Source organism: Hydrogenophaga crassostreae, assembly GCF_001761385.1.
GTDB classification, from domain to species: Bacteria; Pseudomonadota; Gammaproteobacteria; order Burkholderiales; family Burkholderiaceae_C; genus Hydrogenophaga; species Hydrogenophaga crassostreae.
The window spans coordinates 1,549,356-1,561,504 of sequence record NZ_CP017476.1 but is presented as its reverse complement, the minus strand read 5'-3'; the positions used below and the strand labels follow the sequence as shown (position 1 = coordinate 1,561,504).

Here is a 12,149-nt window from a genome sequence, read left to right as displayed (position 1 = left end):
CATGAAAATTCTGTATGTTGCAGGCCGTGAAGAGGCCTATTCGCGCACGCGCATCGTGCTGGCCTCTCTTCGCAAGCAGGGCTTCGAGGTTGTGACCTGCCTGCCACCTGACAAGTCATTCAAGCACTACCCGGGCCTGCTGCTCAATACCATCATGAAAGCCCCTGGCTGTGATGCCATCGTCGTGGGTTTTTATGGGCAGCTATTGATGCCATTTATCCGTCTGTTGACCTGGAAGCCCATCCTGTTCGATATGTACATTTCCACGTACGACACCATGGTGTACGACCGGGAAAAAGCGTTGCCGGGAACGTTCAAGGCACGCATCTTTGCGCTGAGTGACTGGCTTTCCTACCAGACCAGCACCCTCTCCATTCTCGACAGCCACCACATGATTCGCCACTTCGGCGAGTCAATTGGAACCAGCGTCACCAAGTTTCGCCGGCAGTTCTTTGCCGTTGACGATTCGGTCATTCGTCCTGGCCCGATGCGACCCGCGGATGGCGATTTCTTGGTGCATTTCCATGGTGAGTACATTCCCTTTCACGGCGTCCGCCACATTCTGAATGCAGCGAAGCTGCTTGAAGACAAAGGCGTGAAGTTTCAGATCGTCGGCAAAGGCATCACCTACGATGCCGACATGCAGCTGGTCAAAGAACTTCAGTTGAACAACGTGACTTTCCACGACCCGGTTCCCTATGCCAAGCTCGCCGATTTCATGGCCCGGGCGGATGTATGTCTGGGTATTTTTGGCGACAACGCCAGAGCCGATTTGGTTCTGACCAACAAGGTCATCGAAGCCATTGGCATGGGCAAGCCCCTGATCACCCGCCGCAACGCACCCGTGCAGGAGCTGTTGACGCACGGGGAAAGCGTCTATCTGGTGGATGCGGCCAATCCCCAAGCCTTGGCAGACGGCATCCTGGCGCTGAAGAACGACCCCGAGCTTCGGCAAAAAATTGCCACCAACGGACATCGCCTGTTTCAGGAACACTGCACAACCCAGGTATTCAGCGAACACCTCAAGGGCTTCGTTGAAGAAGTCGTTGGCCGGCCCATGGACACGCCTTGAGATGGCGACCACTCCACTTTGAATGTTGTAGCCAATGGTCCTGAACGGCCTTGGCGCGCAGCCCACGATGTCCAGCAACCATGGTCCTCTGATCCACATCCTCATGGCCACCTATGAGGGGGCAGCCTACCTGCGCGAACAACTCGACTCCATTGCAGCCCAGCATCACACCAACTGGGCGCTGTGGATCAGCGACGATGGCTCCAGGGACAACACGCTGGCCATCTGCGAGGCTTTTGCCAGGCAACATCCTTCGCACCGGATTCACCTCTTGACGGGCCCGTCAAAGGGCCCAACCGCCAATTTTTTTCACTTGCTGCAGTCGGTTCAGCCTGAACAGGCATCCGACTTTCTGGCCTTTGCCGATCAAGACGATGTGTGGCTACCGGAAAAACTCAGCCGGGCAATTGCTGCATTGGGTGACATGCGCCCTGCCCCGCAAACGCCGGCACTCTACGGCGCGCTGACCCGCCTGGTCAACGACCGGCTGCAACCGGCCGGACTCAGCCAGCGCCCGACCCAGCCGCTGGGATTCGGCAACGCGTTGCTGCAGAACGTGATCAGTGGCAACACGATGGTCTTCAATGTGGCATTGCTGGAGCGACTGCGACACATCCAGCCCGAGCACGCGGTTTGGCACGATTGGTCTGCCTACCAAACCGTGACAGGCTGTGGGGGGCGCATCCACTTTGACACCACGCCGTGCCTGCTCTACCGCCAACATGGCGGCAATCTCGTTGGTTCGCAGGGGCGGTCTTGGGACAAAGTGCTGCGTCTGGGCATGCTGTTTCGAGGCCAATACCGCAGTTGGGGCAACAAGACCGAATCGGCCATGAGCGACCTGGGCCCATTGCTTGACAAGGCCGCACTTGAAACCTTGCAGGTATTCAAGCAAATGCGCAGCCATGCAAACCCTTTCGAGCGGTTGCGCCTTGCCCGCTCGGGCCACTTGTGGCGGCAAACGGCATCGGGTCGGGCTTCGTTGTGGCTCGGCCTGCTGCTCAAACAGATCTGAACGTTTTTCCTTCATGCCCGTCACCAACATCCCCCCAAATACCGACCACGCCGGGCCGATCGCCCACGTGTTGGTTTTGATGCCAACCTACAACGGCGCCAAATTTCTGGCCGAGCAGATCCACTCGATCCTGACCCAAACCGGCGTTCAAGTGTCCATGCTGTGCAGGGACGATGGATCGACCGATGCTTCGCCCGACATCCTGCGGGACTTCGAGACCCGTTTCCCCGGTCAAATCGAGGTCATCCGCGACGACTTGGGTAATCTGGGAGCCAGCGGCAGCTTCTCCCACCTCATGAATGGCGCGCTGAGCAAACACCGCGACAACCATCGCGCAGCCTATATCGCCTTGTCTGATCAGGACGATATCTGGCACAACGACAAACTGTCGAACTGCGTCGCAGAGATGCAGAAGCTGGAAAGCTTGAACCCCGGCCGCCCGGCCCTGGTTCACAGCGACCTGAGAGTCATTTCCGAAGAAGGCGTGGAACTGGCCCCGAGCATGGCGCGTTACCAAGGCCTGCAGACGGCCCGAAGCAGCCTGGCGGCCCAGGTGCTGAGCAACACCTTGACCGGCTGCACCAGTCTGATGAACCGGGCATTGCTCGAGACCGGTTTACCCGTTTCCCCCGATGCCATCATGCACGACTGGTGGTTGTCCATGGTCGCAAGCGCCTTGGGCACCCGCAGCTACCTGGATCAGGCGCTGATCGACTACCGCCAACACGCCAGCAATGCCATCGGTGCCAAGGAAAAAGACCAGCCGGTGGTGTTTCGCAGCTACTTCCACCGGCTGTTCGACGACCGCCACAGTGAGATATTTCGCTTGAATGCCCAGCAAGCCAACGCCTTCCTGGCGGTATACCAGGATCGCCTGGGCATGAGGCAACGGTTGATCTTGCGCATGGCAAAGGCCCTGGCCTGGCCGTTTCCACCTCTTCAGAGGCTGATGTACCGTATTTTGCGCAAACTGTGAACACCGCCTCCAACCACGGCATCCGCCTTTCGGTGGTCAGCCACCGTCAAAACCATCTGGCCAACCTCTTCCTGTCCGACCTGGATCGGGTAAAGGGCATCGACGAGCTCATTTTCACGGAGAACCTCGCGGAAGGCGGAATCCAGATGCCCGCCCACATTCCCAGCCGGCTTATCACCAACCCAAGCCCGCTGGGGTTTGCCGGCAACCACAACCAAGCCTTCACCGGCAACACCCATCCCTATTTTTGTGTTGCCAACCCCGATCTGCGCTTGCTGTCAGACCCGTTGCCGCGCTTGCTGGCCTGTTTTGACGATCCACAAGTGGGGGTTGTTGCGCCTCTGGTTTTGAGTCCGGCGGGCCTTCCCGAAGACAATGCACGCCATTTCCCCACCCCCTGGAGCCTGGGGAAAAAGCTTGTCGGAATGGACGATGGCCGCTACCACTTTCAACCAACCGCCCAAAGTGTGCCCCATCCCATCGAATGGGCGGCAGGCATGTTCCTCCTGTTTCGCTCCGAGGCTTTTCGGGATGTGGGAGGTTTTGATGCTAAATTCCACCTCTATTACGAAGATGTAGATATCTGCGCCCGGCTATGGCGGACTGGCTGGAAAGTGGTGTGCGAAACCGGTGTCACTGTGATTCACGAAGCTCAACGGGCCAGTCGCCACGACCCCTTGTACATGCGGTGGCATGCGGCGAGCATGGCGCGGTACTTTGGAAAACATTTGGGGCGCCTCGAACGCCCCAAATAGGTCAAACCAGCACGCCGTGCGTCTTCATTTCACTATTCGGGCAACAACTTGCGTCACTGCACAAGCTTGAGCATGCCTCACAAAACGGAGTTCTAAATGATTTTGGTAACAGGCGCCGCTGGTTTTATTGGCGCCAATTTTGTGCTGGACTGGCTTGCGCAATCGGAAGAGCCGGTGGTCAACCTCGACAAGCTGACCTACGCGGGCAACCCGGAAAACTTGTCCAGCCTGCGTGACAACCAAGCTCACCGGTTCGTGCAAGGCGACATTGGCGACCGCGCGCTTGTCGACCAGTTGCTTCGTGAGCACCAACCCCGGGCCGTCGTCAATTTCGCCGCAGAAAGCCACGTGGATCGCTCCATTCATGGGCCAGAAGACTTCATCCAGACCAATGTGGTTGGCACCTTTCATTTGCTCGAGTCGGTGCGGGCCCACTGGAGTGGCCTTGAAAGCGACGCCAAAACTGGCTTCCGCTTTCTCCATGTATCGACCGACGAGGTCTACGGAACGCTCGGCCCCAATGACGCGCCATTCACCGAGACCACTCCCTACACACCCAACAGCCCCTATTCGGCGAGCAAAGCGGCCAGCGACCACCTGGTGCGCGCCTACCACCACACCTACGGTCTGCCCGTTCTCACCACAAACTGCTCGAACAACTACGGGCCGTACCACTTCCCCGAAAAACTCATTCCACTGCTGATCGTCAACGCGCTGGCTGGCAAAGCCCTGCCCGTGTATGGCGACGGGATGCAGGTGCGCGACTGGCTCTATGTGAAAGACCATTGCAGCGCCATTCGCCGCGTACTGGAAGCTGGCCGCCTGGGTGAAACCTACAACGTCGGCGGATGGAACGAGAAGCCGAATATCGACATTGTCAAAACAGTCTGTGGGTTGCTCGATGAATTGCGGCCCAAATCAGGTGGCGGCCACTATTTCGATCAGGTGACCTACGTCAAGGACCGCCCAGGACATGACCGCCGCTATGCCATCGACGCCAGCAAGATCCACAAGGAACTGGGCTGGAAACCCGCGGAGACGTTTGATACCGGCATCCGGAAAACCGTGCAGTGGTACCTCGACAACCCTGAGTGGGTCGCCCATGTTCAAAGTGGTGACTACCGCAACTGGATGGGACAGCAGTATGGAGCCAGTGCATGAGAATGCTGCTGACCGGCAAAAATGGCCAGGTCGGATTTGAGCTTCAGAGAGCCTTGACCCCATTGGGTGATGTGCATGCGGTGGACTCCAACGACTGCGATCTGGCCGATCCGCAGGCGCTGCGCGCGCTGATCCGGCGCATACAGCCCCACGTCATCATCAACCCTGCGGCCTATACCGCTGTTGACAAGGCCGAAGAACAAATCGACCTCGCCATGGCCGTCAATGGCCATGCGCCGGGCATCATGGGTGAAGAAGCCGCCAGGCTGGGTGCCTGCGTCGTTCACTACTCAACCGACTACGTGTTCGATGGCAGCAAAGCCGAACCGTATGTCGAGGATGATGTGCCTGCGCCGCTTGGAACCTACGGTCAAAGCAAGCTGGCCGGCGAAATCGCATTGCAGCGTGCAACAGACCGCCACATCATCCTGCGCACCAGTTGGGTGGTCGGGGCCCATGGCAACAACTTCGCAAAAACAGTGTTGCGACTGGCAGCTGATCGCGACCGTCTGAGTATCGTCAACGATCAGCACGGTGCGCCCACGTCGGCGGCCCTGTTGGCGGAAGTGACAGCGAAGCTGATCGGTCAGCTACAAGAAGGCAACACCAAACCCTTTCCTTTCGGGCTCTACCATTTGTGCGCATCGGGCGACACCACTTGGTTCGACTACGCACGATTCGTGCTCGACTATGCGGAGAAATCGGACCGCGCCGCGGCGTCTGTGCTCAAAATCAAAGCCTGCGATGTGACCGCCATCCCCAGCTCGCAATACCCCACCCTGGCCCGGCGCCCGAGCAACTCCCGCCTGAATACCGAAAAGTTTCGGCAAACGTTTGGACTTCCTTTGCCTACGTGGCAAGAGGGCCTTAAACCCATACTGGACCACATCCTATGACGACAACTCAACGCAAAGGCATCATTCTGGCTGGGGGCTCTGGCACGCGCCTGTACCCTGTGACCAAGGCGGTAAGCAAGCAACTCATGCCTGTTTACGACAAGCCGATGATTTACTACCCGCTCAGCACCCTGATGCTGGCTGGCATTCGAGACATTCTGATCATCTCGACGCCCCACGACACGCCACGCTTTGAAGAACTGCTGGGTGACGGCCGCCAATGGGGATTGAACCTGCAATACGCGGTGCAGCCCAGCCCGGACGGCCTTGCCCAAGCCTTCATCATTGGCGAAGACTTTATCGGCGACAGCCCTTCAGCGCTGGTACTCGGCGACAACATTTTTTATGGTCACGATTTCGCCAGCCTGCTGCACAGCGCCGACCAGCGCACGGAAGGCGCGACGGTTTTTGCCTACCACGTGAACGATCCCCATCGCTATGGCGTTGCCGAGTTTTCGCCAAGCGGACAGGTGCTGAGCCTGGAAGAAAAGCCGGCCAAACCCAAAAGCAATTTTGCGGTGACCGGTTTGTACTTCTATGACAACAGCGTCGTCGAGCGAGCCAAAGGCCTCAAACCCTCTCCAAGAGGCGAGCTGGAAATCACGGATCTGAACTCGCTTTTTCTGAAGGACCAGAAACTTCACGTTGAACTGATGGGCCGCGGCTACGCCTGGCTCGACACGGGCACCCACGACAGCCTGCTCGAAGCGGGCCAGTTCATCGCCACACTCGAAAAACGGCAGGGTCTCAAGGTTGCGTGTCCAGAAGAAATTGCTTACCGGGCTGGATGGATCGGTCAGACCGAGCTGGAGAAGCTGATTGCGCCACTGGCCAAAAATGGCTACGGCCAATACCTGCAACACCTCCTTAAATCGGAAGGGCTCACTGCATGAAAGCCACGAAGCAATCCATCCCCGAAGTCATCCTCTTTGAGCCCAAGGTATTTGGCGACGAGCGGGGGTTTTTCTTCGAAAGTTTCAATCACAAAGCGTTTGTCGAAGCCGTTGGTCATGAGGTTTCGTTTGTGCAGGACAACCACTCAAAATCCGGCAAAGGGGTTCTGCGTGGCCTCCACTATCAAATCCAGCAACCACAGGGCAAGCTGGTTCGGGTGGTACAGGGCGAGGTGTTTGACGTCGCGGCCGATATCCGCCGATCCTCACCGACCTTTGGTCAGTGGGTTGGGGTCGTACTGAATGAAACGAACAAGCACCAGCTCTGGGTTCCGCCTGGATTCGCGCACGGGTTTGTCGTGCTCAGTGAAACAGCCGAGTTTCTCTACAAGACGACCGACTACTACGCTCCCGAACACGAGCGAAGCATTGCCTGGAACGACAAAGACCTGGCCATCGAATGGCCCATCACTGCCCAGCCCAACCTGTCGGCCAAAGACCTCGCGGGGAAAGCGCTGGCAACCGCCGAGGTGTTTGAGTGAACCCTCATGCGCTACACCCAGCGTCACCCAAGGCCCTCCTACTGACACTATGGCGTCAGAAGAACCTCATTTTTGCGCTGACCAAACGCGAAATTGAGGGGCGCTACAAGGGCTCCCTTTTCGGCATTTTCTGGTCGGTGCTGACACCATTGATGATGGTGTCGGTGTTCACCTTCGTTTTCGGTGAAATATTCCAGTCCAAATGGGCAGGCGCCAAAAGCGCCAACCACCTGGACTTTGCCGCAGCCTTGTTTTCGGGTCTGCTGGTCTACAACCTCTTTGCCGAATGCATTGGCAAGGCCCCCTATCTCATCACCTCCAACCCCAACTACGTCAAAAAGATCATCTTTCCGCTGGAAGTGCTCAGCATCGTCACGGTCCTTGCCGCCCTGTTCCACTTCCTCGTCGCCTACGCCGTCGTGATCGTGCTGGTGCTGTTCTCAGGCTGGGATCTGACCTGGACCGTGCTCTACACGCCAGTGATCGTCTTCCCGCTCCTCATGCTGGTCATGGGTCTGACATGGCTGATCTCGGCACTCGGGGTCTTCTTGCGAGACATCGGGCAGATCATTGCCCCCGTCCTCACCGCCCTGATGTTCCTCAGCCCAATTTTTTACCCGCTGTCTTCGGTCAACCCCAAGCTGCAATGGATTTACCACATCAACCCAATCACATTTGTTGTCGAAACATTGAGAGCAGCCCTTTTACACAATCAACGCCCCGGCGGACAGGCATGGCTGGCCTACACAGCTGTCTGCGCCTTGGTCATGGTGGTCGGATTCCTGTTCTTCCAAAGGACCAGAAAAGGATTCGCAGATGTCATCTGACGTAGCCATCAAGGTCAGCGCCCTGGACAAGTGTTATCACGTCTATGACAAACCACAGGACCGCCTGAAGCAGTCGCTGCTGCCGCGGATCCACCGCCTCCTCGGAAGGCAAGAAAAGCTCTATCACCGGGATTTCTGGGCAGTGAGGAATGTTTCCTTTGAAATTCCAAAAGGAAAGACCATTGGCATCATTGGCCAAAATGGCAGTGGCAAATCCACGCTGCTTCAGATGATCTGCGGCACCCTCACGCCCAGCAGCGGCACAATCGAAACAAAGGGCCGTGTGGCCGCTCTTTTAGAACTGGGCTCCGGCTTCAACCCTGATTTCAGTGGACGAGATAACGTCTACATGAATGCAGCCCTGCTCGGCCTGGAAAAGAGTGAAATTGACGCGCGCTTTGATCAGATCATTCAATTCGCAGATATTGGAAAATTCATCGACGAGCCCATCAAAAGCTATTCAAGTGGCATGATGGTTCGATTGGCCTTTTCTGTTCAGGCTCAAATCGACCCTGACATACTCATAGTCGATGAAGCCCTCTCCGTAGGCGACGCAAAATTTCAAGCAAAGTGCTTTGAGCGCCTTCGCCAGCTCAAAGAGAATGGCACCAGCATATTGCTGGTCACCCATTCGTCAGAACAAATAGTCACTCATTGCGACAGCGCCATTTTGCTCGAGCGGGGCGAGGTTCTGGAACAGGGTGACCCCAAGATGGTGGTCAACCGCTACTACGATGTGCTTTTCGGTAAAGATCAGCATGCCATTGCTGTGCCAACCAGCGCGCCGACAAAATCGTCTACACCCAAATCAAATACCCATCATCTGTCGGTCGATAGCGATCTGTTCTCAGCCCGCCAGGGATACAACCCCTACGAATACCGCTGGGGTGACAAATCAGCCGAAATTCTGGATTTCCATACCGAATGCGATGGTATCGAATACCCCCTATCGGTCAAAACCGGGAAAACGATCACCCTTCAGCTCACCGTCAAGTTTTTCAAAAAACTCATCAATCCTATTTTTGGCCTTACGGTCAAGACCAAGGAAGGCGTGACCTTGTATGGATCCAATTCAGAGTTGCTCAACATAGGCAGCATGCGAGAGATAGGAGAGATCAACAGCACAGTCATGCTGTCGGCAAACATCCAAGCAAACCTCGCACCCGGCGACTATTTCGTCTCCCTTGGCATCGCCACGCGAGACGGTGAAACCATCACCCCCCACGACAGACGATACGATTCAATACACTTTGCCGTCGAACCACCTGAACCATTTTTCGGCCTGGTTCAAATGAATTTGTCTATTGAGCATGTTGTGCGTTTAGACCAATGAAAAACCAAATCCAAACCTACACCCAGAATGAAAACAATGGGGTGTGGCAACGACCCGGTCATGTTGCGTTTTCCTACAGCGACGGCGACGATGTAGAGAACAGAATCAGTGCAATCATAGGTGCAGCCACTGACTTGTCCGTGCTCTCGACCGAACTGAGAACCCAAATCACCGACTGGCCGTCCAACTACCATCTGTCCTCTCAACGCGCAAACCTGCTAAGGCCCCTAACGCAATACCTTTCAGGGACGGTACTTGAAATTGGATCCGGTTGCGGTGCCATCACACGATTTCTGGGCGAAACTTCAGATTCGGTTGTAGCCCTGGAAGGGAGCCAAAGGCGCGCACAGATCAGTCGCTCCAGAACACGCGACCTGAAAAACGTTGCCGTCTATTGCGACGAGTTTTCAGCCTTTGAAACCGAAAAGCAATTTGACGCAGTGACCCTGATAGGGGTGCTTGAATATGCCAATTTGTTTGTTGGTGGACAAGAGCCCGCTCTCAACATGCTCAGAAAAGCCAAGGACCACCTGAAGGAACAGGGCTCCCTCGTGATCGCCATCGAAAACCAGCTGGGCTTGAAGTACTTCGCTGGCGCTCCTGAAGACCATCTGGGCAAAGCGATGCTGGGGCTCGAAGACAAGTATGTGTCCGGAGGGGTTCGAACCTATGGAAAACAGGCGCTCACCCAACTTCTGCAGCGTGCAGGTTTTGAATCGGTTGATTTTCTGTACCCCTTCCCCGACTACAAAATGCCGGCGAGCGTGCTCTCCCAGGCGGGTATTGAACATGCGCAATTCGATACCACGCCTTTTCTGGTCTCAACAGCAGGCAAGGACCCGCAACTGGCACTGGAACCCAACTTCTGCCTGGAACGGGCATGGCCAGTCATTGCATCCAATGGTTTAACGTCTGATGTATCAAATTCTTTTCTGGTTGTCGCACACCGAAAAGAGAAGAAAACGCCTAAAAGCGATACCCTTGCCTGGCATTACAGCACGCAAAGAAAAAAAGAGTTCTGCAAAGAAACCATCTTCATCAGTTCATCAGACCTGTCACCCGTCAAAATTGTCCGCAATAAGCTCTCATCTTCAATCGAACAACAGGTGGGAATCAGCGGGTTCCGACACACCATCGATAACGAAGCGCCATATTCACCAAACGCCCTGCTCAGCGCCTCATTGATCGATCTGATCACCCGTCCCAATTGGACCAGCGAGCAAGTTGCCGGGTTTTTGCGCACCTATGCAATGCATTTGGGCCAAATCGGGAACATCCCTTTGCTGGTGAATGGTCAGATTGACTGGGAGCAGGCCATACCCAAAGAGCTGTTTGACTGCATACCACAAAACATCTGCATTCATCGCGATGGAAGCGCAAGCGCATTCGATCTGGAATGGCACAGCAACAACCCACTTTCTTTCGCCCAAATGGTTTTCCGAAGCTTGTGGGGAACGGTTGGAGAGCTAACGACGATTGGTGCGCAAAGTAACCTGTCAAGCATATCGCTTCTGGAGCTGGTTCAAGGGGCCATGAAACTGGCAGGTAAAAACCTGGATTCGAGCGACGCCCGTGAATTCATGGACACTGAACTTCAGTTTCAACATGCGGTGACAGGGAAGGCGTTTGACTCGGAAAGCATCTGGATTTGGTTGAAAGAAGGAAAACTCAGGCAACTGAACAGCCAGGAGTCATTGAAAGAATCAGAAACAACCGTGGCCAAGCTGAGTGCTCAGCTGAATATTGACATGGACCAAATTGCACAATACAAACAGCATTGTGCAAACCTCGATGCAAAGATTCTGCACATAGAGCAAGAGCGCGAATCCATCCGATCCGTGCTCAATAGACAGGAAGATGACCTCGACAAAACACGCCAGCAGTCTGCACTCGAGCAGTTGCGAAGCAGCCAGGCTATCCGCAGACTCACGCAGCTGTCATCCGCTCAGTACATCCAGCGGCGATCGCTCAAGAATCTGGTCAAACAGGTGCGGGACTATCAAAATGTCCAACGGAAAAGCCCGCTTCTGGGACAGCCAAGTCCGCTGAAAAAGGCACTCTTTTTGCCTTCAATTGCGCTGGACTATTGGACGAAATCGACAGAACTTGCTGTTTGCACATTGGTGGGAAGCCGCGATCAAGCGACGCACATGCTGCAGCAGTCATGTCACTGGCCAATTCCGTTTGACTGGCATTTCACGGCCGTTGATGCATCCATTTTGGAGTCCGCAGCCAGCACCTCAACCGAGTTGAATATTGCCTGCCACACGACCCTTCACACCCGCATCGACAACGATCTGCTGATCAAGGTTTCTGAAATCAACCAGGCAAACAGACTCGTTGCAATTCCAAAAATGGTAACCCCCGACATTGACCGCACCACCAATGAATGGGCAATGCCAGATGCCGAATTGATCCGGCAGGCCTATATGGCCATGCATTGTGACCATAGAATTTCTGCCATGTATGTCGGAATCCAGGTTGCGCGTGCAGACGAGGGCAAAAACACGCATCGGGCAGTGCTTTGCATCATTCGGGCTTCAGCACTGGACCGCTTCACTCAAGATCCCGAGCTTTCTTGTCAACGCACGACGTTGGAAGGGCTCAACCTCGAAGTCGAGAGGACTCAACGCAGGGCGGCAGATTCTGGAAAAATCTGCATAACCCTATAGCGATCAT

The 12,149-nt window shown here is 55.6% G+C and carries 11 protein-coding genes; all 11 read left to right on the top strand.

Going from position 1 to position 12,149, the window contains the following annotated elements:
- Position 1 precedes the first annotated feature (1 nt).
- The 11 genes from LPB072_RS07225 (at position 2) to LPB072_RS07175 (ending at position 12,142) form a co-directional block, all read left to right on the top strand.
- The gene (locus LPB072_RS07225; protein WP_066093315.1) at positions 2–1,072 is read left to right on the top strand and encodes a glycosyltransferase; all 1,071 of its coding nucleotides are present in this window, start codon (positions 2–4) and stop codon (positions 1,070–1,072) included.
- Positions 1,073–1,139: 67 nt separating this feature from the next.
- Positions 1,140–2,087: a glycosyltransferase family 2 protein gene (locus tag LPB072_RS07220; protein WP_066093671.1), complete on the top strand. Its 948-nt coding sequence runs from the start codon at positions 1,140–1,142 to the stop codon at positions 2,085–2,087.
- 13 nt (positions 2,088–2,100) lie between these two features.
- On the top strand, positions 2,101–3,063 hold the full coding sequence (locus LPB072_RS07215; protein ID WP_066093312.1) for a glycosyltransferase family 2 protein: 963 nt from the start codon (positions 2,101–2,103) through the stop codon (positions 3,061–3,063).
- Positions 3,060–3,818, top strand: a complete 759-nt coding sequence (locus LPB072_RS07210) for a glycosyltransferase family 2 protein (RefSeq protein WP_197508922.1) — start codon at positions 3,060–3,062, stop codon at positions 3,816–3,818. The genes LPB072_RS07215 and LPB072_RS07210 overlap by 4 nt, the downstream gene beginning before the upstream one ends.
- A gap of 96 nt (positions 3,819–3,914) precedes the next feature.
- Entirely contained in the window at positions 3,915–4,979 is a 1,065-nt protein-coding gene (rfbB, locus tag LPB072_RS07205; protein WP_066093310.1) for a dTDP-glucose 4,6-dehydratase, read from the top strand.
- Positions 4,976–5,875, top strand: a complete 900-nt coding sequence (gene rfbD / locus LPB072_RS07200; RefSeq protein WP_066093307.1) for a dTDP-4-dehydrorhamnose reductase — start codon at positions 4,976–4,978, stop codon at positions 5,873–5,875. Before rfbB ends, rfbD begins: the two co-directional genes overlap by 4 nt.
- Complete coding sequence (rfbA, locus tag LPB072_RS07195; RefSeq protein WP_066093304.1) at positions 5,872–6,768, top strand: glucose-1-phosphate thymidylyltransferase RfbA; 897 nt, start codon at positions 5,872–5,874, stop codon at positions 6,766–6,768. The genes rfbD and rfbA overlap by 4 nt, the downstream gene beginning before the upstream one ends.
- The gene (rfbC, locus tag LPB072_RS07190; protein WP_066093302.1) at positions 6,765–7,310 is read left to right on the top strand and encodes a dTDP-4-dehydrorhamnose 3,5-epimerase; all 546 of its coding nucleotides are present in this window, start codon (positions 6,765–6,767) and stop codon (positions 7,308–7,310) included. The genes rfbA and rfbC overlap by 4 nt, the downstream gene beginning before the upstream one ends.
- Positions 7,307–8,137 carry an ABC transporter permease gene (locus tag LPB072_RS07185; protein WP_066093299.1) on the top strand — a complete coding sequence of 277 codons (831 nt, stop codon included), beginning with the start codon at positions 7,307–7,309 and terminating at the stop codon, positions 8,135–8,137. The genes rfbC and LPB072_RS07185 overlap by 4 nt, the downstream gene beginning before the upstream one ends.
- On the top strand, positions 8,127–9,470 hold the full coding sequence (locus tag LPB072_RS07180) for an ABC transporter ATP-binding protein (RefSeq protein WP_066093296.1): 1,344 nt from the start codon (positions 8,127–8,129) through the stop codon (positions 9,468–9,470). The genes LPB072_RS07185 and LPB072_RS07180 overlap by 11 nt, the downstream gene beginning before the upstream one ends.
- Positions 9,467–12,142: a class I SAM-dependent methyltransferase gene (locus tag LPB072_RS07175; RefSeq protein ID WP_066093293.1), complete on the top strand. Its 2,676-nt coding sequence runs from the start codon at positions 9,467–9,469 to the stop codon at positions 12,140–12,142. Before LPB072_RS07180 ends, LPB072_RS07175 begins: the two co-directional genes overlap by 4 nt.
- Positions 12,143–12,149 lie beyond the last annotated feature (7 nt).

What these genes read in the sequence shown, in the direction of transcription:
- rfbC (WP_066093302.1), top strand. Translation starts at nt 6,765, where the DNA reads ATGAAAGCCACGAAGCAATCCATCCCCGAAGTCATCCTCTTTGAGCCC.
- rfbD (WP_066093307.1), top strand. Translation starts at nt 4,976, where the DNA reads ATGAGAATGCTGCTGACCGGCAAAAATGGCCAGGTCGGATTTGAGCTT.
- rfbB (WP_066093310.1), top strand. Translation starts at nt 3,915, where the DNA reads ATGATTTTGGTAACAGGCGCCGCTGGTTTTATTGGCGCCAATTTTGTG.
- LPB072_RS07175 (WP_066093293.1), top strand. Translation starts at nt 9,467, where the DNA reads ATGAAAAACCAAATCCAAACCTACACCCAGAATGAAAACAATGGGGTG.
- LPB072_RS07180 (WP_066093296.1), top strand. Translation starts at nt 8,127, where the DNA reads ATGTCATCTGACGTAGCCATCAAGGTCAGCGCCCTGGACAAGTGTTAT.
- LPB072_RS07215 (WP_066093312.1), top strand. Translation starts at nt 2,101, where the DNA reads ATGCCCGTCACCAACATCCCCCCAAATACCGACCACGCCGGGCCGATC.
- LPB072_RS07225 (WP_066093315.1), top strand. Translation starts at nt 2, where the DNA reads ATGAAAATTCTGTATGTTGCAGGCCGTGAAGAGGCCTATTCGCGCACG.
- rfbA (WP_066093304.1), top strand. Translation starts at nt 5,872, where the DNA reads ATGACGACAACTCAACGCAAAGGCATCATTCTGGCTGGGGGCTCTGGC.
- LPB072_RS07220 (WP_066093671.1), top strand. Translation starts at nt 1,140, where the DNA reads ATGTCCAGCAACCATGGTCCTCTGATCCACATCCTCATGGCCACCTAT.